Origin of the sequence: Kineococcus siccus (genome assembly GCF_009906795.1) — a bacterium.
Classification (GTDB): Bacteria; Actinomycetota; Actinomycetes; order Actinomycetales; family Kineococcaceae; genus Kineococcus; species Kineococcus siccus.
In genome coordinates this window covers 25318-47039 of the sequence record NZ_JAAALN010000005.1, presented here as the reverse complement: position 1 = coordinate 47039, position 21722 = coordinate 25318, and the positions used below count along the sequence as shown (strand labels likewise).

The window sequence follows — 21722 nt, the reverse complement described above, 5'->3', positions numbered from 1 at the left end:
GCCGGGTGCAGGTACCGCCGGGCGGCGGGTCAGGACGGCGTCTGCGGGACCGCTCGCTCGAACGGGGCCGCGGAGCCCGGGGCCCCGAGGCCGAAGTCCCGGGCGATCGCGATGTTCGCCTCGATCGCGCGGTCCCACGCGCGCGGGCGCCGCCGCTGGACCGCCCGGTACGCGCGGATCGCCGCCACAGCCGGCGGCACCCCCAGCTGGAGCAGGCCCGTGCGGGGGATGCCCAGGACGTCGGCGAGCTCCGGGCCCTGCATGCGCCGCGCGACGGTCCGCACGAGCACCCGCGCGAGCGGGGCGTTGACCAGGCTGATCGAGGGCAGCTCGCCCGAGATGGCCGTCAGGGCGGCGGACGTCAGCCGCCGGGAGTCCTCCGAGGGTGGCCCGAAGGCGCCGTCGACGCGGTGGAGGAGCCGGCGCGCGGAGGCCGCGTCGGTGACGTCGCCGATGAGCCGCGCGTCGACGCCCAGCAGCCGGCCCACGGGCTGCCAGTACCGGTACACCGAGTGCTGCTCCGCCGGCGTCAGGTCCAGCCCGAGGGCCTGGTCCGCCTGCATCGCGACGTAGGTGAAGTCCAGCCAGGTGCGGGCCATCTCGAGCTGGCTGACGGGGAGGTGGTCGGTGGAGGGGTTGCGGCGCAACGCCCCGCGGCGGACGAGGGCGTGCACGACGCGGATGCCCACGGTCGCGACGAACCCCGGCTGCCCGGGGCGCAACCAGCCCGGGACCATGACCTGGCTCACCCAGCGGGCCGTCTCGCGCAGCCGCTCCAGGACGCTCTCCGTCAGCCGTCCGGTGCTCACGAGCAGCTCGGCGCTGCGCGGCGGCCGGTAGGAGTCGATGAGCGCGCCCGTGCCGAGGTCGAACGCGTGGCCCGACAGCGAGATCGTGAAGAAGGGCCGCGAGTCCCGGTCGTGGACCTCGTCGTCCACGCTGCGCACGGCCGCCTCGGACTCCTCGACGAGCGCGCGGACCGCGGCCGACGCCCCGCGCAGCGCCGCGGCGTCACCCCGCAGAGCGGCCTCGAGCTCGCCGCGCGTCGCCGGGCGGGCGGCGACCTCCTCGGCCACGGCGTCCGCCGCCGGGTCGCCCGCCCGCAGGCTGTCGGCGATCAGTCGCTCCACGTGCCCCCGCTCGTCTCCGCCCTGGTCCCGGGACCCCGGAGGTCCCACCGGGCCGAGCCCGCGACGCCGTCCGGTCGGGTGCGACGCCGTCAGTGCCGTCTTACCCGCCGCCCCGGACCGGGCGCAACGTGAGCTGTGGCACCCGCCGTGCCGCGCGGTCGTTGACACCGGCGACCGGCGCGGGGTCGGCTGAGCCCGTGCCCGACTCCCCCAGCACCGCCGACGCCCTCCCGGCCTCGGCCGGCAGCATCACCGACGTCCCGGGCGTGCGGGTGGGGCAGGTCACCCGGCGCGGCGACGGCTGGCTGACGGGCGTGACGGTGGTCCTCCCGCCCCCGGGCACGGTCGGCGGCGTGGACGTGCGGGGCGGCGGTCCCGGCACCCACGAGACCGACGCCCTCGACCCGCGGACGCTCGTCCCGACCGTCGACGCCGTCGTCCTCACGGGGGGCAGCGCCTACGGCCTCGTGACCGCGCACGGCGTCCAGCGCTGGTGCGCCGAGCAGGGCCGCGGGTTCCGCGTCGGCCCCGGTGCGGGGGAGGTCGTCCCGATCGTGCCGGCGGCCGCCGTCTTCGACCTCGGCCGCGGCGGCCGCTTCACCGCCCACCCGGACGAGGCCACGGGCTACGAGGCCGCGGTCGCGGCGGCGTCGCCGGACGGGACCACGGTGCGGCGCGGCGTCGTCGGCGCCGGCACGGGCGCGCTGGTCGGCCGGCGCTTCAAGGGCGGCGTCGGCACCGCGTCCCTGCGCCTGGACGGTGCCGAGGAGGGTGTGGTGGTCGCGGCCCTCGTCGTGGTCAACGCCGCGGGGTTGCCGATGCCGCCGGGCGCGACCGGCCCGTCGCCGCCACTGGGTCGGTCGCCCGCCCTCAACACGACCATCGGGGTCGTCGCCACCGACGCGGGGCTGGACCCGGCAGAGGTCTCGCGGACGGCCACCACCGCGCACGACGGCCTGGCCCGCGCCCTGGACCCCGTCCACACGATGTCCGACGGCGACACGCTGTTCGCCCTGGCGACCGGTGCGCGGGCCCTGCCGTCCGAACGGGCGGCCCGGGTCGCGAGCCTCGTGCGCGTGCAGGCCGCGGCCGCGGAGGTCGTGCGGCGCGCGGTGCTCGACGGCCTGCTCGCCGCGGAGCCGGTGATGGTCGACGGGCTGGAGTTCCCCGTGTGGCCGGGCGGCTGACCCCGGACGCGACGGACGCCGGCCCCCTCGGGAGGGGACCGGCGTCCGTCGTCAGCGGGGGTTCACCCGGTCAGCGGGAGCCGTCCGGGCTGGAGGAGACGGTCGGGCGACCGTCCGTCGGGTCGGAGGCGTCGTCGGTCGCCGAACCGGTACCCGTGGAGGCGGTTGCGGTGGAACCGGTTCCGGTGGGGGCGTCCGGGCCGTCGGCCGGGCCGGCGGTCACCTGCTCGTCGTCGGACCCCCCGGTCACCGGGGCGGGCTTGCGGAGGCTGAACACGATGGCCCAGGTGAGGGCCACGACGATGACGATGAGGCTCATCCAGCTCGGGATGTGCGGGATCGACTCGCTGATGATCTCGTGCCCCGCCTGCAGGAACAGCTTCACGCCGATGAAGGCGAGGATGAAGGCGAGGGCCTTGGACAGCAGGTGGAAGCGCTCGAGCATCCCGGAGAGCAGGAAGTACAGGGCCCGCAGACCCAGGATCGCGAAGGCGTTGCTGGAGTAGACGATGAACGGGTCGGACGTGACCGCGAGGACGGCGGGGACGCTGTCGACGGCGAACACCAGGTCGGCGGCCTCGATGGCCACGACGACCGCGAGCAGCGGGGTGCCGAAGCGCTTGCCGGCCTCCTTGATGAAGAACTTCGTGCCGTGGTACTCGTCCTTCATCGGGATGACGCGGCGCAGCAGGCGGACCGCCAGGCTCTTGCCGGGGTCGACCGACTCGTCGTCGCCCTTGAGCATCTTGAACGCGGACCAGATGAGGATCGCGCCGAAGACGAACAGGACGGCGGTGAAGCGCTCGACGATCGCCACGCCGGCGCCGAGGAAGATGCCGCGGAACACCAGGGCGCCGAGGACACCGAAGAACAGGACGCGGTGCTGGAACTCCCGCGGGACGTTGAAGTACCCGAAGATCAGGGCGAAGACGAACAGGTTGTCGACCGAGAGGCTCTTCTCGAGCAACCAGGCCGTCGTGTAGTCGACGCCGGCCTGCGTGCCGAGCGTCGCGAAGACGACGATGCCGAACGCGATGGCCAGACCCACCCACAGCGCGCTCCACTTGGCCGCCTCGCGGAAGCCGATGACGTGGGCGCCACGGTGGGCGAGGAGGTCGATGGCCAGCATCACGACGATGATGGCGCCGAGCGCCAACCACGCCCAGAGGGGGACGTCCACGGGATCACTCCTGGAGGTCTGTGTTCGCGGGCCTTCCGCCCCCCCATCGTCTCCCGGCGGCGCCGATCCCGCGGGGTCGGTGACAGGAACCGTTCCGTCGGTCTGGTTGCCGGGACCCGGCAACCGGGCGCCTCGCGCCGGTCGCGTCAGTCCTCGTGCGGCGTCGCCCAGCCCAGGGCCCGGGCGGCCAGCACCGCGGCCTGCAGCCCGAAGCGGTCCTGGGGACGGGTCGGGTCCACGCCCGTCAGCCGGCGCACGCGGGCCAGGCGGTAGGTGACCGCCCGCACCGACAGGTGCAGGCGCCGGGCCGTCTCCGTGGCGTTGCCGCCGGTGTCGAAGTAGGTCTCGACGGTGGCCAGGTAGGGCTCGGGCCCGCCGCGGACCTCGCGCAGCGGGGCCAGGACCGACTCGACCAGGTCCCGGGCGGCGGCCCGGTCGCGCAGGAGCACCTCGAAGACCAGGAGGTCGGCGGCGTCGGCGACCGGTTCGCCCAGCCGCAGGCGCTGGCCCAGGTCCAGGGCGCGCCGCGCCTCGTCGTAGGAGCCGACGACCGCACCCGGACCGCTGCCGGGCCGGCCCACGCCGGCCCGCCACCGCCGCTGCTGCGCAGGGCCGAGCACCTCGCGGACGCGCGCGCAGACCTCCGCGACGGCCACGCGGTCGGGTGCCGAGAAGACGACCACGAGGGCGCCGTCCTTCGTCGCGACCAGGGCGTCGGCGTCGGCCGCGCTGCCCTGCAGCCGCCGCTCCACCGTGGTGACGGCCGCCGTACCGTCCGCGAACGGCTCGGCGGCCCGCACCACGAGCACCGCGTGCGGGCCCGACAGGTCGAGGCCGAAGCGCTGGGCCCGGCGCAGCAAGCCGAGGACGTCGGCGGTGCCGGCCAGCAGGTCGTCGACGAACTCCCGGCGGTCGGACTCCTCACGGCGCACGAGCTGGCGACGGGCCAGCTGGTAGCCCTCGGTCAGCGCGGCCACCGCGTCGTCGGTCGCGCGCAGCAGCACCTCCCCGGCCGTGACGACGGCCTGCGGGTCCTCGGCCGCGGCCTGCACGACGGGCAGCCGCCGCCACAGCCGCCACGCGGCGGAGAGGTAGAGGTCCAGCAGGGCCCGCAGGGCGACACCGCCGCCGGCCGCGTCCTCCCCCACCCGCCGGTAGCCCCGGACGCGGCTCGCCGGCAGCCGGCGACCGGCGGCGACGGCCCGCCAGACGGCGTCCAGGAAGTCGTCGAGCAGGCCCGCGTCGATGCCGCCCGCGTCCTGGGCCGCCGCCTTCGCCACGGTGTCGAGCACCTCGCGCGGGGGTTGCTGGGATCCGGCAGTCGCCCCGGCGGCCTGGTCGCTCACACCGTCAGCCTCCCAGCTGCGCGAGGGGCCGCGGTGGCTCCCGGCACGACCCGCGCCTCGTGACTGTGCGTGTGAATCTAGTCACGATTCCTGTCCACAGCTGCATGTCCGGTCGGGATGTGCCGAGGGTGCGGACGGTAGTGTTCCCGCGAGTGCTCAGCACGGCTTCCCCACGGAAGGCGCACGGAGCACCCGGACGCCGAGACGAAGCACCGCAGCCGACCCGGGCGCGAGCCCCCGAACAGTGGACGTGCATCCGCCTTGCTGCTCTCCCCCCGCCTCCGCCGCGCGGTCCTGCTGTCCACCGCAGCCGTGGGGTCGGCCTGCCTGACCCTCGGGGTCGGCGTCAGCGCGCCCCTGGCCTCCGCGGTGCCCGTCTCCCCCGTCGCGAGCGTCGTCCCGGTCACCAGCGTGGCTCCCGCCGCCCTGTCGGCCGCGGTCCCGGGGGCGGTGCCCGTCGCCGACCCGCCGACGCCCGAGGAGGTCGAGCAGGCCCGCCAGGCCGCGGCCGCGGCCGCCGCCGCCGCGACGGCCGCGCAGGCCCAGCTCGACGCCGCCCAGGCCCAGCTGGACGCCCTCGCCACGCAGGCGAACGCCGCGCTCGAGCGCTACCAGGTGGCCAAGGAGGCGCGCGACGCCGCGGTGCAGGAGGAGGCGGCCCAGCGCCAGCGCCTCGCCCAGGCCGAGATCGACCTCGCACAGGGCAAGAAGGACCTCGGGCAGTGGGCTTCGCAGGCCTACCGCGGCGGGGGCACGCTCCAGGAGTACTCCGGCATGGTGACGATGCTGCAGGAGGGGGCCACGGACGACGCGGCCAGCGCCCTGGCGTCGGTCAAGCGCATCGGTGACGGGCGCAGCAACGCCGTCGAGGAGTACGCCGCGGCCCAGCGCATCCAGGCGGACGCCACCACGCGGGCGGCCGACGCCGCCGCGCAGGCCCGCGCCCACGCCGACGAGGCCGTGCTGGCGAAGGAGCAGTCCGACCGCCTGGTCCAGGAGCAGCGCGTCCAGGTCGAGGCGCTCGCGACCCTGCAGGCCAGCCTCACGGGCACCGCGACGTCCGAGCAGCAGAAGGCCTCCAACCTCGCCACGGCCCGCGCCGCCGCGGACTCCATGGCCCGCGCGGCCACCGCGTCGGGGCTCATCGGTGCCGTGGGCGACTGCACGGGCGCGAGCACGACCTCCTACGGCAACGGCCTCATCCCGCGCAGCGCGCTGTGCCCCCTGTGGGGTGCGTCGTCGCACGTGCTGCGCGCCGACGCGGCCAACGGGTTCAACCAGCTGAGCCAGGCCTACGCGCAGCAGTTCGGCGTGCCGATCTCCGTCACCGACTCCTACCGCACGCTCGCCGGGCAGATCGACGTCGCGGCGCGCAAGCCCGGCCTCGCCGCCAAGCCGGGCACCAGCCGGCACGGGCTCGGCATCGCGGTCGACCTCGGCGGCGGCGTGCAGAACTTCGGGTCGCCGCAGTTCCTGTGGCTCAAGCGCAACGCCGCCCTGTACGGCTGGCTGCACCCCGCGTGGGCCGAGGACCGCGGCGGGCAGTTCGAGCCGTGGCACTGGGAGTTCCAGGGCTGACCCGGGGCGTCCCCGCGGGGGGCGGGTCGAGCGGGACGGACGCCGCGGCAGTGGACGCGGTCACGAGGTGGGAGGCAGCGGTGCGCAGCGACCGGCCCGTGGAGGGCGCCCCGCCCGTGTGCCGGCCCGTCGGGTGAGCGCGGACCCGCGGCCACCCTCGCGCCACCCCTTCACCGACCACCCCGGTCCGCTGGCCATGGCCCACCGCGGCTTCTCGCGCGAGGGCCTCGAGAACTCCCTCGCCGCCTTCGCCGCCGCCGTCGACCTCGGCTACCGGTACCTGGAGACCGACGCCCGGGCCACCGCCGACGGGACGCTGATCGCCTTCCACGACGACCGGCTCGACCGCGTCACCGACCGCCGGGGGCTGCTCTCGGAGCTGCCCTGGAGCGAGGTGCGCCGCGCGCGCATCGGCGGCCGGGAGCCGGTACCGTTGCTCGCCGAGGTCCTGGACGCCTTCCCCCGCGCGCGCGTCAACGTCGACGTCAAGGACGAGGCCGCCGTCGCCCCGCTGGCCGAGGTGCTGCGCCGGACCGGAGCCGCCGACCGAGTCCTCGTCACGTCCTTCTCCGACCGCCGCCGCCGCGCGGCCCTGGCCGCAGTCGGCCGGGCGACGGGTGCGCGTCCCGCCACGAGCGCCGGCACGGCGACCCTCGTCGCGGCGCTGAGCGCGGTGCGCGCGCGGACGCCCGCGCTCGTGCGGCGGGCCCTGGCCGGTGTCGACGCCGTCCAGGTCCCCGTGCGCCACGGCTGCCTCGAGATCGTGACCCCGGCGCTCGTCCGGGCGGTGCACGCCGCCGGCGCACAGGTCCACGTCTGGACCGTCGACGACCCCGTGCAGATGCACGCCCTGCTCGACCTCGGGGTCGACGGGCTCATCACCGACCGCGCCGACCTGCTGCGCGACGTCGTGGTGGCCCGCGGGCAGTGGGTGCCGGCGTGAGCGCCCCGCTGCCCGGCACCACCGACCCCGCCGTGCTCCGCCGTGCGCGGCGGAGCTGGTACTTCTACGACTGGGCCAACTCCGGGTACGTGACCACGACGGGCACCGTCCTCTTCGCGCCCTACCTCACGGTCGTGGCCCGCCGGGCCGCCTGCCCCGGCACCACCGGACCGTGCGACCGTGCCCTGTCGGTGCTCGGCCTGCCGATCGCGCCAGGCTCGGTGGCGCTGTACGCCGTGACGCTGGCGACCCTGCTGTCGGCGGTCCTGCTGCCGCTCGTCGGGGCGGTGGCCGACCGGAGCCGGCACCGCCACCGGCTGCTGGGCGCCTTCGCCTGGACGGGCGCCGCGGCGGGGACCGCCATGGTCGGCCTCGGGGGCGACCGCTGGTGGCTGGGCGTGCTGCTCGTCGTCGTCGCGACCGTCTGCCTGACGTCCTCGCTCGTGGTCTACGACGCGCTGCTGTGCGACGTCTCCGCGCCGGCCGAGCGCGACCGCACGTCGTCGCGCGGCTGGGCCCTGGGCTACCTCGGCGGTTTCCTGCTGCTCGCGGCCAACCTGCTCGTCGTCTCCTTCCCCGGTGCGCTGGGGCTCACGGAGGAGCAGGCCGTGCGGGTCTCGCTCGGCTCCGCGGGGCTGTGGTGGGCGGCGTTCACGCTCGTGCCCGTCCTCGGCCTGCGCCGCCTGCCCTCGCGGCCGCTCGGCGTCGCCGGGGTGCCGGCGGGCGCCGGGCTGCTCGCGGGTGTCGCGGCCCCCTTCCGCCAGCTGGCCACGACGCTGCGCGGGGTGCGCCGCTACCCGCAGGTCGTCCGCTTCCTGCTCGCCTACCTCGTGTTCAACGACGGCATCCAGACCGTCGTCTACGCCGCGAGCGTGTACGGCCAGGAGGAGCTCGGCTTCACGTCCTCGCAGCTCATCACGACGATCCTGCTGGTGCAGGCGATCGCCTTCGGTGGCGCGCTGCTGTTCGGCGCGGCCGCCGGCCGCTTCGGCGCCCAGCGCACCGTGCTCGCGGGGCTGGCGCTGTGGATCCTCGTGATCGTCCTGACCTACGGCGTCCCGCGCGGCGCGTTCTCGCGGTGGCTCGTCCTCGCCGTCCTCATCGGCATCGTCCTGGGGGGCACGCAGGCCCTGGCCCGGTCGATGTTCAGCCAGCTCGTGCCCGTGGGCGCGGAGGCGGAGTTCTTCAGCCTGTACCAGGCCGGTGAGCGCGGGACGAGCTGGCTCGGGACGCTGGCCTTCGGCCTGGTCGCCCAGCTGACGGGTTCCTACCGCCCGGCCCTCGCGTTCCTGCTCGTGTTCTTCGTGGTCGGGGGCCTCCTGCTGACCCGGGTGGACCTCGCCGCGGGGGCCCGCCAGGCCCGGGAGAGCGCTCCCTGACGACCGCGGGGCGGCGTCGACACGGTTCGACACCGGACACCACCCTGAGTAGCGTGGTGTGACCAGCTGCACACGACCTCCACACCTCAGCACGGGAACGCGTGGAACAGGGGCCTGAGCTGCCGCGTTGTCAACACCGAGTCCCCTTCCTCCCCCGGCACGCGGGGAGCCTTGAGCGAGGGGAACCTGGGGAGGTCACATGAGCGAGCGAAACCTGCGGGGATCCCGTCTCGGGACGGCGAGTCTCGAGAGCGAGTCCGGCGTCGAGCCGGCGGAGCGTCAGCAGATCACGTACCACTGCCCCAACGGCCACACCGTGACCGTTCCGATGTCGATGGAGGCCGACGTGCCTCCGCTGTGGGAGTGCCGGTGCGGCGCCGAGGCCCTCCGCGCCGACACCGATCAGCCCGAGAAGAAGGTCGGCCGGCCGACGCGCACGCACTGGGACATGCTCCTGGAGCGCCGCACCATCGCCGAGCTGGAGGTCCTGCTCGACGAGCGGCTCGCGCTGCTGCGCAACCGGACGGTCAAGCGCAGCGCCTGACCGTCCTCCGCTGCGCGGGGTCCGCTCCGCGCGGCACGGTCGTCCGCGACCACGGTCGTCCGCGACCACGTTCCGCGCCCTGGGCCGGTCCACCTCCGGGTGGGCCGGCCCTCGTCGTCCCCGGCGGCCTCGGTCGTCCCCGTCGCTCGTCGCAGCCCGCCGGGCCGTCAGCGGACCGGGCCCCGCCCGAGCTGCGGGCGGTCGCCGTCGTCGTCGACGACCTCCCCGTCCACCACGTCCTCGTCCACCGCGCCGTCGCGCACCACCGAGCCGGTCACCGTGGCGCCCTGGGCCTGCCGCACGGCCGCCTCGACTCGCCGGCGCAGCCAGCGCGCCCCCACCCGGCGCAGCAGCGCCCGCGTCGGCGGGAGCAGGCAGAGCACGGCGAGCAGGTCGCTGAGCAGCCCGGGCAGGACGAGCAGGGCGCCCCCCGCACCCGTCAGCAGCGCGTCGCCGACGCCCTCGGCGCTGCGCCGGCCCGCGGGCGAGCCCGACTGCACCCAGCCCGTGCGGCGCAGCGCGTCCAGGGCCCGCCGGCCGGCGCGCCGGAGCACGGCGATGCCCGCCAGGGTCTCGACCGCCAGCAGCGCCGCGACACCCAGCGTGCCGACGAGGTCCGCCAGCTGCACGAGCAGCCAGACCTCCACCACGAGCAGGACCAGCAGGGCGACCGGGACCGTGGCCAGCCAGCGCGGGCGGCGCAGCACCGGGACCGGACCACCCAGCGGGGGCCGGCCCAGCGGCGGAGGGCCCAGCGGCGAGCTCACAGCGACACCGGGCTCTTGGGCGAGGTCGGGGTCCCGGCGTCCTCGCGGCGCGGGTCGCGGCCGCGGCGCCCGCCGCGGGCGCCCGGGCGGGCCAGGAGCAGCAGCAGGACGCCCAGCGCCGTCAGGACGACCTCGGGGGCCGCGCCCACCCGGGTGGCGACGGTCTGGGTCGAGCGCAGCGGCACGTCGGCCTCCAGGACGGCCTGCGTGAACAGGCTCGTCTCCTGGTGGGCCGCCCCGTCCGGCGTGATGATCGCGCTGACGCCGACCGTGGACACGTGCACGACGGAGCGGCCCGACTCCACGGCCCGCAGCCGCGACATCGCGAGCTGCTGCACCGCCTCGTTCGACATCCCGAACGTCGCGTTGTTGGTCTGCACCACCAGGACCTGCGCGCCCGCCCGCACGGTGTCGCGGACGATGCCGTCGAAGTTCACCTCGAAGCAGATGACGTCGCCCACCCGCACGCCCCCCATGTCCAGCAGACCCACGCGGTCGCCGTGCACGAAGTCCCGCGGGACCAGGTCGACCTTGTCGGTGAAGGTGCGGAAGAACGAGCGGTAGGGCATGTACTCCGCGAACGGGGCGGGATGCTGCTTGACGTAGCGCTGGTCCGGGTCGATGCCCGTGCCGGGGTTCACGACGAGCCCCGCGTTGGACAGAGACTCCCCCGGGCCCTGCAGCACCGCGCCGACCAGCGTCGGCGCGCCGACGGCGTCGACGGCGCGGTCGATGACCGCGCGGGCGTCGGGGTTGCGGAACGGGTCGATGTCGCTGGAGTTCTCGGGCCACAGCACCAGGTCGGGCTGCGGGGACGTGCCGTCCTCGATGCGCCGGGCGAGGCCGAGCGTCGCACTGGCGTGGTTGTCGAGGACCGCGCGGCGCTCGGCGTTGAAGTCCAGCCCCTCCTCGGGGGTGTTGCCCTGCACGGCGGCGACCCGCGCCGTCCCGTCCTCGGCGGCCGTCGGCCGCGGCACGAGCGCACCCGCCCCCGTCACGACGGCGGCCAGCGCCACCGCCACCACGGCGGGCCGGGCGCGGCGCGCGGGCCGCGGGGCGCCGGGCGGCGCGGGCACGCGGGCGAGGGCCAGGACGGCCGCGCCGAGCAGCGCACCGGCGAGCGTCACGCCGAAGCTGACCAGGGGCGCCCCCCCGAGCGCGGCGAGGCCGAGCGTGGGGGCGTCGGCCTGGGAGAACGCGAGCTTGCCCCACGGGAAGCCCTCGAACGGCTGGCGCTCGGCCAGCGCCTCCACGGCGATCCACCCGCAGGCCACGGCCAGCGGGCCGAGCCCCCAGCGGGCCCGCTGCAGCCGCGGCAGAGCGAGGCCGAGGACGGTGTAGAACGCCGCGCAGGCGGTGGCCAGGGCCATCCAGGGCAGCACGCCGACGTAGGTCCCGCTCCACGCGACGTGGGGGATGGAGAACGCCCAGCCGAAGGCCAGACCGAGGAGGGCGCCCCGGCGCGCGCGGGCGCCGTAGGTGGCGATGCTCAGGAGCGCGACCGCGACGGGGGCGTTGAACCACCAGCCCGCGTCCGACGCGGATCCGGGGAAGGCCGCCCACGCGGCCAGGCCACCGGCCACCGCGAGGGGCAGCGAGGCGAGCAGCGGCAGGGGGGCCGGCGGTGCGGGTCTCACCGCACGAGGGTACGTGCCGCGGTGGTCCCCGTGGACGCCGACGGCGACCGCTCGCGTGCAGACCCCGTGGAGGTGGTCCGGCTGCGGACCGCCCGCGGCGCACCCACCGGGACGCAGCGCCTCCCGGCGGGCGCGCCCCACGAGAAGCAGGCCGGGCCCGCGCCGCCCGTCGTGCCGTCGCACGCCCCGTCGGCCACGAGGCGCACGCCGTTGTCTAGGGGCGCGCGGACCCGACCTCGCCCACATCCGGCCCGCCCGTCCCCCGTCCCGTCGCAGGTGGTGCGGCTGCGACGGCACCCGGGGGCGCGCTGGTCGGTCTTCCTCGTCGTGGACTGCGCTCCTGAAGCTACTCGGCCGTCCGGAGCTGTCAACCAGCCGCTGACCTGCGTCGACGCTCGTTCGCGCAGGTCACGGCGGTGCCTGGGACACCGTCGTGCGCGCCCGCGACGGCGTGTCGCTCGGCGTGTCGCACCGTGATCAGGTCGTCACCCGGTGTGGGCGGCCGTCACCCGAGACGGTCGTGCAGGACGACCCCGTCGAGCACCGTGCGCAGGCACCGCGGCGCCGGCGTGCCGGGGGTCAGGTCGGGCAGGCCGGGAGTGCCCGACCGCTCGTCGGTGCTCCAGGCCGCGAGCCGGCCGTCCGCCGCCTGCACGACGAGGTCCGCTGCGCCCCAGACGGCGTAGCTCGCGGGCGCCCCGGGGCGCAGGGTCCCGGGGTGCCCCGTGCGCGCGACCCGGTGGCCGCCGCGCGTGTGGGCCAGGAAGGCGGCCCGGACCGACGTCGCGTGCCCGGGTGTCCGGTGGAACGCGGCGGCGCGCACCGCCCCCCACGGGTCCAGCGGCGTGACGGGGCTGTCCGAGCCGAGGGCCAGGGGGACGCCCGCGGCCGCCAGCGCCGCGAAGGGGTGCAGGGCGCGGGCCCGCTCCGGCCCCAGCCGCGCGGCGTAGGCGCCGTCGGCGCCTCCCCAGGCCGCGTCGAACGCGGGCTGCACCGAGGCGGCCACGCCGAGGCGCGCCAGCACGGCGATGGCGTGGGCGTCCACCGCGACCGCGTGCTCGACGCGGTGCCCGGCCGACGCGACGGCCGGGGTGCCGAGGTCGGCCTCGACCTCCTCCAGCGCCGAGCACAGGACGTCCAGGGCCTCGTCGCCGATCGCGTGGAAGCCCGCGGGCACCCCCGCGCGCGTGCAGGCGTGCAGGTGGTCGCGCAGCGCGGCGACGCCGAGCTGGAGGGTGCCGCGGTGTCCCGGCGCGTCGGCGTAGTCCGCCCGCAGGCGTGCGGTGCGCGAGCCCAGCGCACCGTCGACGTTGAGGTCCCCGCCCAGACCCGCCAGCCGGACCCCGTCGGCGGCGGCGGCCGCGACGGCGTCGCGGGCCGCGGCCTCGCTCGTGACGGCCTCCGCGCGGTAGGCGACGACGTCCGGCAGGGGTTCGCGCCCCGCCGCGCGCTCGTCGTCCGCACCGGCGCCGGCCAGGGCCACCAGGGCGGCGAGGTCCCCCGACCCGCTGATGTGCGGCCCGGACATCTCGTGGACGGCGCCCACGCCCACGCCCGCGGCCTGCCGCAGCGCCGCCCGCTGGGCCCGCTCGCGGTCGGCCGGGCCGAGGATCCGCCAGCGCGCGTCGCGCGCCGCGTGGTGGGCGTCGAGGGTGACCCAGCCCTCGGGCGTCCACCCCGTCGTGCCCACGACCCCGGCGGTCGCCGCCAGGGCGCTGGAGACCAGCGCGGAGTGCACGTCGATGCGGGACAGGTACACCGGGGCACCGGCGGCGGCGACGTCGAGCTGCTCGCGGGTGGGCCGTCCGTCCGGCCACGCGGTGTCGTCCCAGCCGTGACCGAGGACGGCCGTGGCGCCCGCGCGCACCGCGGCGGCCACGGCGTCCAGCACCGCACGCCCGCTGCGGGCGGCCGTCAGGTCGAGGCCGGTGAGCAGCAGGCCGGTCTCGGTGGTGTGCACGTGCGCGTCCACGAAGGCGGGCGTCACGAGCGCCCCGTCGAGCTCCACCACCTCGTCACCGTCGCGCGTCCACGGGCCGGCGGCCTCGTCGGCCCCGATCCAGGCGATCGTGGAGCCCTCGACGACCATGGCCGTCGCGAAGGGGTCCGCCGGGCTGTAGATCGCGCCGCCGCGGTAGAGCCGGCGCGCAGGGAGGGTGGCCACCACCGCAGGCTAGGCCGCACCCCCGACGCACGAGGAGCCGCGCCCCCCGTCGGGGACGCGGCTCCTGGGCGGTGCAGGCGCGAGGCTCAGGCGGGAGCGGCGGCCGGGGCCTGGCCCTGGAGGTCGCCCATGGCCGGGAGGTCGGTCACGGTGGCCGGGTCCGGAGCCGCCACGGAGACGTCGGAGCCCCAGTCGTAGAAGTCCATCGACACCTTGACGGTGGAGCCCTGGGCGGTGATCTCCTCGACGATGCGCACGGGGCGGTTCTGGTCGTCGACGTAGAGCGTGAAGGGGATCTGCGTGATCCCGGCGTCGGTGACGGCCTTCTGCGCCTCGGGGGACTTCTGCTCGGGCGGCAGCAGGTCGTAGGCCTTCTGCACGTCGATCGTGCCGGCGTAGCCCTTGGCCTCGACGCCGCGGACGGTGGTCCCCGGGACCTCCTCGACGTCACCCGCCGCGGCGCGCAGCTGCTCGAGCTGCTTGCTCGGGTCCATGGTCGAGGTGTCGAGCCCCTGCTGGGTCAGCATGTCGAGCGGGACCTTGATCCACTGGCCGGCCGCGGTCATCGGGGCGCCGGAGACGTACGCCGTGCCGTCGACCAGCCGCAGCGTCACCGCGGTGCCACCGGCCTGGGCGGGGAGCGTGAGCTTCATCTCGAAGGCCTTCGAGGCGGTGTCGAACGAGCCCTCGCCCGTCAGCGCCAGCGCCTCACCGCCCGCGGTGCCGGACACGTCGAGCGCGAACTTGGCGCTGCCCGCCTCCTGCGACTGCTGGGAGGAGGCCTGGACGACCTCGAACGCGGTGAGCTGGGTGGCCGGGGAGGCGACCGAGGAGGTCCCGGTCGCGGTGTCGTCGCCGCTGCTGCTGCAGGCGCCCAGGCCGAGGGTGAGCACGGCTGCGCCGGCGACGGAGAAGGAGGCGAGCCGTCCCCTGCTCCAGGTCTTCGAGGTCCGGTTCCGGTTCGTGGTCTGCACTGCTGCTCCTCCGTCGGTGCTGTCCGGCTGGCCCGTTGGCAGTCGGCCGGTCGTCGGTTCCCCGACCATGTGACCAGCATGCGCCTGCCGGCGCCTGCCGGTATCCCTCGTTCGGTGGCACCAGCATCGGTGGTGCGACGGACCCTCCGGCACCGGGGTCGGACCCTGCACGAAGGCTCCACGTCTCCCTCGCCCGCCCTGACAGGATCGGCGCATGCCGCGCCTGATGCTCCTGGACTCCGCGTCGCTGTACTTCCGCGCCTTCCACGGGGTCCCGGACTCCCTGACGGCACCCGACGGGACGCCCGTCAACGCGGTCCGGGGCTTCCTCGACTCCGTGGCCCACCTGCTGACCGTGCACCGCCCCACCCACCTCGTGGCGTGCTGGGACGACGACTGGCGGCCCGCCTTCCGCGTCGAGGCGCTGCCGTCGTACAAGGCCCACCGCGTGGCCGCGGACGGCGGCGAGGACGCTCCCGACGCGCTCGGCCCGCAGGTGCCCGTCATCGTCGACCTGCTCGCGGCCCTGGGCCTCGCCCGGGTCGGCTGCCCCGGTTTCGAGGCCGACGACGTGATGGCCACGCTGGCCACGCGGGCCGCCGCGCGGGGCAGCGACGTCGACGTCGTGACCGGCGACCGCGACCTGTTCCAGCTCGTCGAGGACGCCGGCCCGGGCCGGCCCGCCGTGCAGGTCCTCTACGTCGGGCGCGGCGTGCGCCGGCTCGAGGTGGTGGACCTCGCCTGGCTGCGGGCGAAGTACGACGTCGACTCCGGGCAGGCCTACGCCGACATGGCGGTGCTGCGCGGGGACCCCTCCGACGGGCTGCCCGGCGTCGCCGGCGTCGGGGAGAAGACCGCGGTCGGGCTGCTGCGCCGCTTCGGCGACCTCGCCGGGGTGCAGGCCGCCGCGCAGGACCCGGCGAGCGACCTGTCGACCGGGCAGCGGCAGAAGCTGCTCGCCGCCGCCGACTACCTGGCCGCGGCACCGCTCGTGGTGCGCACGGTCCGCGAGGCGCCCGTGCCGGAGGTCGACGACGCCGTGCCGACGGCACCCGCGGACGTCGACGCGCTCGGCGCGCTCGTGCACCGCTGGGGCGTGCAGAGCAGCGTCGAGCGCGTCCTGGTGGCCCTGGCGTCCCTCAGGTGAGCGACGTGTGGGCCACGACCCCGCGGCGCACGCGGTCGACGGCCTCGCGCGCCGCGCGGCGCACCCCGGGGTCGGTGGCCGCGGCCGCGATCTGGTCCAGCAGGTCCACGAGCTGCTTGCAGCGCCGGACGAAGTCGCCGGCCGCGAGGTCGGCGTCGCGCAGCACCTCGTCGAGGCGGTGACCGGACGCCCACCGGTGCACGGCCCACGCCAGCCCGGCGTCGGGCTCACGCGTCACGGGCACCTTGTGGGCCTCCTCGCGGTCGGTGAGGTCGCTCCACCAGCGCACGGTGGCCGCGATCGCGTCCTCGGCGCGGCGGGGGACGCGGTCGGCCTGGCCCCCCTCGTCCCGGCGGGACTCGTTGACGAGCACCGAGACCGCGGCGGCCAGGTTGGCCGCGTCCAGACCGTCCCAGGCGCCGTGGCGCAGGCACTGCGCGACCAGCAGGTCGGTCTCGGCGTTCACCCGGCGCAGCGCGAGCCCCTCGGGCGTGACGGCCAGCCCGTCCGGCGTCAGGTAGCCGAGCTCCGCGAGGAGGTCGCAGACCCGGTCGAAGGTGCGGGCGATGGTGCCGGTGCGGCCCTCGATGCGGTGCTGCAGCTGCTGGGTGTCGCGGCGGAGCTTCTCCTCGCGCACGGCCCAGCGCGCGTGCTCCTCCCGGTCGGAGCAGCCGTGGCACGGGTGCGCCTTGAGGCGCGCGCGCAGGTCGGCGAGCGTGGAGTCGTCGTCGGCGCCGGACGACGGCCGGCGCCGGCGCGGCACGTCCCCGCCGCCCACGTCGGCCAGGGCGTTGCGCAGCGAGGAGACGAGGTCGCGCCGCTCCTGCGGGCTGCGCCAGTTGAAGCCCTTGGGAACCCGCACGCGCGTCACGGGCTCGGTGACGTCGGCGAACTCGCTCGCGGAGATGGTGCGGACCTGGCGGTCCTGCGTCAGCACGCGGGGCGACGGGCCGTCGAAGCCCCTGCCGTCCGCGAGGTCGAGCACGACCGCGAACTGGGCGCGACGGCCGCTGGGGAGGCGGATCACGTCGCCCCCGGAGAGCTTCCCGATCGACTGCGACGCCTCGACGCGCCGCTCGGCGGCCCCGGCGCGGGACAGCTCCCGCTCGCGGTCGCCGATGGCCTGGCGCAGCGCGAAGTACTCCGCGAAGTCGCCCAGGTGGCAGGTCATCGCCTCGCGGTAGCCCGCCAGCGCCTCGTTCTGGTGGCGGATCTGCTGGGCCTGCCCGACGACGGCCCGGTCCGCCTGGAACTGCGCGAAGGACGTCTCGAGGATGTCCCGGGCCGCCTCGCGGCCCACCTGCTCGACGAGGTTGACGGCCATGTTGTACGTCGGCCGGAAGCTCGAGCGCAGGGGGAACGTGCGTCGCGACGCGAGCCCGGCGACGGCCTCGGGGTCGGTGCCGGGCGCCCACAGGACGACCGCGTGGCCCTCGACGTCGATGCCGCGGCGGCCCGCCCGCCCGGTCAGCTGCGTGTACTCCCCCGGCGTCACGTCGACGTGGGTCTGCCCGTTCCACTTCACGAGCCGCTCGAGCACGACGGAGCGCGCGGGCATGTTCACGCCCAGCGCCAGCGTCTCGGTGGCGAAGACGGCCTTGACGAGCCCCGCCGCGAAGAGGTGCTCGACGGTCTCCTTGAAGACGGGCAGCAGGCCCGCGTGGTGCGCGGCGAGACCGCGCTCCAGGCCGTCCAGCCACTCCCAGTAGCCCAGGACCGCGAGGTCGGAGCTCGGGATCTCGGAGCAGCGCTCCTCCGCGAGGGCCCGGATGCGGCGTCCCTCGTCGGTCGTGGTCAGGCGCACGCCCCACGCGAGGCACTGCTGCACGGCGGCGTCGCAGCCCGCGCGGCTGAAGATGAAGGTGATCGCGGGCAGCAGGCCCGCGGCGTCCAGCACGTCGAGGACCTGCGCGCGGCTGGCCGTCCCGCGCTTGGGGCCCTGCAGGCGCGGGCTGCCCGCGCCGCCGCTGTGCGGCCCCCGCTGGTGCGCGCGCACCTCGCCGCGGCGACGGCCGCGACCGGACGTGCTCGCGAGCCGGTCCGCCCGCAGCTGCTGGCGCGACATGGCCACGAGCTCGGGGTTGACGACGGCTCCCGGCACGAGCGAGCCCTCGTTGCCCCCCAGCGGGTCCCCGTCGGGGTCGGTGAACAGGTCGTGCAGCTGGGTGCCGACCATGAGGTGCTGCCACAGCGGGACGGGCCGGTGCTCGGAGACGATGACGTCGGTGTGCCCGCGGACGGTGTCCAGCCAGGCCCCGAACTCCTCGGCGTTGCTCACCGTGGCCGACAGCGAGGCGACGAGGACGTCGGCGGGCAGGTGGATGATCACCTCTTCCCAGACCGCGCCGCGGAAGCGGTCGGCGAGGTAGTGCACCTCGTCCATGACGACGTAGCCGAGGCCCTGCAGCAGCGCGGACCCCGCGTAGAGCATGTTGCGCAGCACCTCGGTCGTCATCACGACGACGGGCGCCTCGCCGTTGACGGAGTTGTCCCCCGTCAGCAGCCCGACGTTCGCGGCGCCGTGGCGCTGCACGAGCTCGTTGTACTTCTGGTTCGACAGCGCCTTGATCGGCGTGGTGTAGAAGGCCTTGCGCCCCGTCTGCAGCGCCAGGTGGACCGCGAACTCCCCGACGACGGTCTTCCCGGCCCCCGTGGGGGCGGCGACCAGCACCCCCCGCCCGGCCTCCAGGGCCTCGCACGACTGGACCTGGAACGGGTCCAGCTCGAAGCCGAGGGTGGCCGCGAAGGCCGCCAGCTGGGTCTGTGACGCCGTGCTGCGACGACGTGCCGCCGCGTAGCGTTCCGCCGGGCTCGCCATGCGGCGACCCTACGTCAGTCGCCGGGGGGCCTGCCTGTCGGCGACCCCACCCCCGCGACCGGGTGTGTCCCCCGTCCGCTCGCGGCCGGTGCGCCTAGGCGAGGACGCGCAGCGCGCCGGGGACGACCTCGCACGTCACGGGCAGGGAGCCCGCCGGCTCGCCGTCGGCGTGCGGGCGGGGGCTCGCGGACCCGCCGCGCACCTCCAGGCGCACCGAGCGCGCCCGGTGCACGTGCACCGCCGGGTGCGACAGGTGGCGGCCGGGGCGCACGAGCGGGAACAGCCGCAGGGCCCGGGCCGCGGGCAGCGCGTCCACCACGACCACGTCGAGCAGGCCGTCGGTCGGGTCCGCGTCGGGCGCCATCCGCAGGCCGCCGCCGTAGGAGCGGGTGTTGGCCACGGCCACCAGCAGGGCGTCCACGTCGAGGACCCGGTCGCCGTCCAGGACGACGCGCAGGGCCACCGACCGCACGCGCGCGAGCTCCGTGATCGCGGCGAGCGTGTACCGCGAGGGGCCCGAGGGCCACCGCCACGCGTTGGCCCGCTCGTTGATCAGGGCGTCGACGCCCGAGGCGAGGATGCTGACGAACCAGCCGTCGCGCTCGGCGGTGCGGACGCGGACGGCGTCCACGGCCCGGGACCGGCCCTCGCGCAGGGCCGCGGAGACGCGCTGCACGGCGAGAGCCGGGTCCCCCAGCTCGAGGTCGAGACCGCGGGCGAGGTCGTTGCCCGTGCCGGCGGGGACGACGCCGAGCGCGGTCGCGGTGCCGGCCACGGCTTCGACGGCGACGTGCACGAGGCCGTCGCCCCCGACGACCACGACCGCGTCGAGCGCGGCCACCTCGGCGTCGAGGTGGGCGCGGGCCTCGGCGAGGTCCCCGCCCGTGAGGTCGACGACCGTGTGACCGAGCTGGCGCAGCTCCCCCAGCGCGCGGAGACCGGCGACACGGCCCGCTCCGCGACCCGCTGTGGGGTTGACGAGCAGGCCGACACGGCCGCGGTGCACGTCGAGGTCAGCTCAGAGGGGACTGGCGGCGTCGTCGGCGAGCTCGGAGTAGTCGTCCTGGGGACGGTTCCTCAGACGCCGCTTGTCGTTGACCACGCAGATGAAGATCGCCACCCCGAACAGCAGGATCATCGGACAGGCCATGACGATCATCGTCAGGGCGTCCGGGGTCGGCGTGAAGACCGCTGAGAAGAGGAAGCACAGGAAGACGACGATGCGCCACTGCTTCAGCACCACGGACCCGGGCAGCAGCCCGATGAAGTTCAGGGCGACCAGCAGCACCGGGACGAGGAAGGCGATGCCGAAGGCCAGCAGCAGGCGCATGACGAACGACAGGTAGCTCGGTGCGTCGATGTAGTTGAACGCGGAGTTCGGCGTGAACTGCTGGATCAGCTTCATCGTCGTCGGGAGGATGTACCAGGCCAGCCCCATGCCCGCGAGGAAGAGGGGCACGCCCACCGACACGAAGCCGACGGCGTAGCCGCGCTCCTTGCGGGTCAGGCCGGGCGTGACGAAGGCCCACAGCTGGTAGATCCAGACGGGGCTGGAGACGATCAGCCCCACCCACAGGGCGCCCTTGACCTGGATGTCCAGCGGGCTGATCGCGCCGGCGAAGTTCAGGCCGCCGCGACCGCCGAGGCTGTTGAACGGCCGCTCCAGCGCGGGCAGCACGACGTTGGGCCACAGCCACCAGCCGGCGGCCGCTCCCACGACCACGCCGATCGCCGCCCGGAACAGCCGCTTGCGGAGCTCCTCGAGGTGCTCGCGCAGCGGCATCCGCCCCTCGGGGTCCTTGGGGGTGCGTCGCCGCCGGAACGTCGTCGTGACAGCCACGGTTCAGACCTCGCGGGGGGTGAGGGGGGTCAGCGGTCGCGGGTGGCGCTGGACGGCTCGCTGTCGTGCGTGCCGTTCACGTGGCCGTTGACGCTGCCGTCGGAGTCGCGACGGACGACCTTGCCGGCGATCGGCTGAGCCGGCTCGTCGACGTCGTCGTCCTTCTGCATCTCCTTGACCTCGCTCTTGAAGATGCGCAGCGAGCGCCCGAGGCCGCGTGCGGCGTCCGGCATCCGCTTCGCGCCGAAGAGCAGCATGAGGACGACGACGAGAACGATGATGTGCCAAGGCTTGAGGGCGCCCATGGTGCTCATACCTCCAGAGGGGGACGTTGCTGCTGCATCGTACGTCCATCCTCCCGGCTCGGGGGGCGGCACGCCCCACTCGGCCAGTCCAGGTAGCGGCGCAGCTCCGACTCCGCGGCGCGCAGGCCCCCGAGGGCGGCGGGGAGGTGCACACCCGGTGTCGGAGAGGTGGCGGCGCGCTCCGAGGCCGCCGCGCTGACGCGGCCGAGCTGCTCGGAGGCCGTGGCCAGGTCCCGCAGGAGCGCGACGACGGCCTTGACGTCGCGCCGGACGAGCAGGCCCAGGACGACCACGGCGGCGGTGCCGAGGACGATCCACACGAGGGCCCAGAGCACGGTCGGGACCCTACCCGTGCGCCGTGGGGTGGTGCGGCCGAGCGGCGCAGCGGGGCTGCGCGGAGGGTGGGGTCAGCGCACCGAGCGCTGGCCGCGACCGGCGAGGGAGGCCAGGTCGTCGCACGAGTCGAGCACCAGGGCGAAGTCGAGGACGTCGTCCCACGCGATCGTGCCGCCCATCTTCTCCTCCATCGCCTCGGCGGGGATGACCCAGCGCTCGACGGAGACGCCGCCGGAGACCAGCAGCGCGACGACGTCCTCGCCGGCCGGCTTGCGGACCTCGTCGGTGCACTGCGGGCAGTCGAAGGCGTAGAAGGAGCGCTCCTTGACGGAGCAGACGACGAGGCGCACCTGCTTGGGGGTGAGCTCGACGTCGCCGCAGCAGGGGCAGGAAGCCTTGATGGTGGTCATCGTCGTGCACCTCTCGTCCGGGTTGGACAGCTGTTCC

General features: G+C 75.8%; 19 protein-coding genes. 6 read left to right on the top strand and 13 right to left on the bottom strand.

Going from position 1 to position 21722, the window contains the following annotated elements:
* Positions 1-29 precede the first annotated feature (29 nt).
* Entirely contained in the window at positions 30-1130 is a 1101-nt protein-coding gene (locus GTR02_RS01805) for an oxygenase MpaB family protein (RefSeq protein WP_166605757.1), read from the bottom strand.
* A gap of 197 nt (positions 1131-1327) precedes the next feature.
* Here GTR02_RS01805 and GTR02_RS01800 point away from each other — a divergent pair, with 197 nt between their 5' ends.
* Positions 1328-2317 (top strand): P1 family peptidase, encoded by a 990-nt coding sequence (locus GTR02_RS01800; RefSeq protein ID WP_166605756.1) that lies wholly within the window; start codon positions 1328-1330, stop codon positions 2315-2317.
* A gap of 70 nt (positions 2318-2387) precedes the next feature.
* On the opposite strand, the gene GTR02_RS01795 is transcribed toward GTR02_RS01800, so the two are convergent.
* The gene (locus GTR02_RS01795; RefSeq protein WP_166605755.1) at positions 2388-3497 is read right to left on the bottom strand and encodes a TerC/Alx family metal homeostasis membrane protein; all 1110 of its coding nucleotides are present in this window, start codon (positions 3495-3497) and stop codon (positions 2388-2390) included.
* 146 nt (positions 3498-3643) lie between these two features.
* On the bottom strand, positions 3644-4843 hold the full coding sequence (locus GTR02_RS24105; RefSeq protein WP_166605754.1) for a helix-turn-helix domain-containing protein: 1200 nt from the start codon (positions 4841-4843) through the stop codon (positions 3644-3646).
* Between the two features lie 261 nt (positions 4844-5104).
* Here GTR02_RS24105 and GTR02_RS01785 point away from each other — a divergent pair, with 261 nt between their 5' ends.
* From GTR02_RS01785 to GTR02_RS01770, 4 genes are all read left to right on the top strand, one after another.
* On the top strand, positions 5105-6421 hold the full coding sequence (locus GTR02_RS01785) for a M15 family metallopeptidase (RefSeq protein WP_166605753.1): 1317 nt from the start codon (positions 5105-5107) through the stop codon (positions 6419-6421).
* A gap of 133 nt (positions 6422-6554) precedes the next feature.
* Entirely contained in the window at positions 6555-7364 is an 810-nt protein-coding gene (locus GTR02_RS01780; protein WP_338073514.1) for a glycerophosphodiester phosphodiesterase family protein, read from the top strand.
* Positions 7361-8743, top strand: a complete 1383-nt coding sequence (locus GTR02_RS01775) for an MFS transporter (RefSeq protein ID WP_338073513.1) — start codon at positions 7361-7363, stop codon at positions 8741-8743. The genes GTR02_RS01780 and GTR02_RS01775 overlap by 4 nt, the downstream gene beginning before the upstream one ends.
* 199 nt (positions 8744-8942) lie before the next feature.
* Complete coding sequence (locus GTR02_RS01770) at positions 8943-9287, top strand: RNA polymerase-binding protein RbpA (RefSeq protein ID WP_166605752.1); 345 nt, start codon at positions 8943-8945, stop codon at positions 9285-9287.
* 167 nt (positions 9288-9454) lie between these two features.
* Here GTR02_RS01770 and GTR02_RS01765 read toward each other — a convergent pair whose 3' ends face one another.
* From GTR02_RS01765 to GTR02_RS01750, 4 genes are all read right to left on the bottom strand, one after another.
* Positions 9455-10054: an FxsA family protein gene (locus GTR02_RS01765; RefSeq protein WP_166605751.1), complete on the bottom strand. Its 600-nt coding sequence runs from the start codon at positions 10052-10054 to the stop codon at positions 9455-9457.
* Positions 10051-11691 (bottom strand): apolipoprotein N-acyltransferase, encoded by a 1641-nt coding sequence (gene lnt / locus GTR02_RS01760; RefSeq protein ID WP_338073512.1) that lies wholly within the window; start codon positions 11689-11691, stop codon positions 10051-10053. Before lnt ends, GTR02_RS01765 begins: the two co-directional genes overlap by 4 nt.
* 505 nt (positions 11692-12196) lie before the next feature.
* Entirely contained in the window at positions 12197-13780 is a 1584-nt protein-coding gene (locus tag GTR02_RS01755; protein WP_166605773.1) for an amidohydrolase, read from the bottom strand.
* Positions 13781-13941: 161 nt separating this feature from the next.
* Complete coding sequence (locus GTR02_RS01750; RefSeq protein ID WP_166605750.1) at positions 13942-14829, bottom strand: SCO4651 family lipoprotein; 888 nt, start codon at positions 14827-14829, stop codon at positions 13942-13944.
* 214 nt (positions 14830-15043) lie between these two features.
* Between GTR02_RS01750 and GTR02_RS01745 the strand changes: the two genes are divergently transcribed.
* Positions 15044-15976 carry a 5'-3' exonuclease gene (locus GTR02_RS01745; protein WP_240894888.1) on the top strand — a complete coding sequence of 311 codons (933 nt, stop codon included), beginning with the start codon at positions 15044-15046 and terminating at the stop codon, positions 15974-15976.
* Here the strand turns inward: GTR02_RS01745 and GTR02_RS01740 are convergent.
* The 6 genes from GTR02_RS01740 to GTR02_RS01715 all read right to left on the bottom strand — a co-directional run bounded on the left by GTR02_RS01740 (position 15969) and on the right by GTR02_RS01715 (position 21685).
* The gene (locus tag GTR02_RS01740) at positions 15969-18794 is read right to left on the bottom strand and encodes a DEAD/DEAH box helicase (RefSeq protein WP_166605749.1); all 2826 of its coding nucleotides are present in this window, start codon (positions 18792-18794) and stop codon (positions 15969-15971) included. The genes GTR02_RS01745 and GTR02_RS01740 overlap by 8 nt on opposite strands.
* Positions 18795-18888: 94 nt before the next feature.
* Positions 18889-19800 carry a diacylglycerol kinase family protein gene (locus tag GTR02_RS01735; RefSeq protein WP_166605748.1) on the bottom strand — a complete coding sequence of 304 codons (912 nt, stop codon included), beginning with the start codon at positions 19798-19800 and terminating at the stop codon, positions 18889-18891.
* Positions 19801-19812: 12 nt separating this feature from the next.
* Positions 19813-20634, bottom strand: a complete 822-nt coding sequence (gene tatC / locus GTR02_RS01730) for a twin-arginine translocase subunit TatC (protein WP_338073510.1) — start codon at positions 20632-20634, stop codon at positions 19813-19815.
* 29 nt (positions 20635-20663) lie between these two features.
* Positions 20664-20939: a Sec-independent protein translocase subunit TatA gene (gene tatA / locus GTR02_RS01725; RefSeq protein WP_166605770.1), complete on the bottom strand. Its 276-nt coding sequence runs from the start codon at positions 20937-20939 to the stop codon at positions 20664-20666.
* A 5-nt stretch (positions 20940-20944) separates the two neighbouring features.
* A complete protein-coding gene (locus tag GTR02_RS01720; RefSeq protein ID WP_166605747.1) occupies positions 20945-21274 on the bottom strand; it encodes a hypothetical protein in 330 nt (109 codons plus the stop codon).
* Positions 21275-21346: 72 nt separating this feature from the next.
* Positions 21347-21685, bottom strand: a complete 339-nt coding sequence (locus GTR02_RS01715; RefSeq protein WP_166605746.1) for a hypothetical protein — start codon at positions 21683-21685, stop codon at positions 21347-21349.
* Positions 21686-21722: the final 37 nt, after the last annotated feature.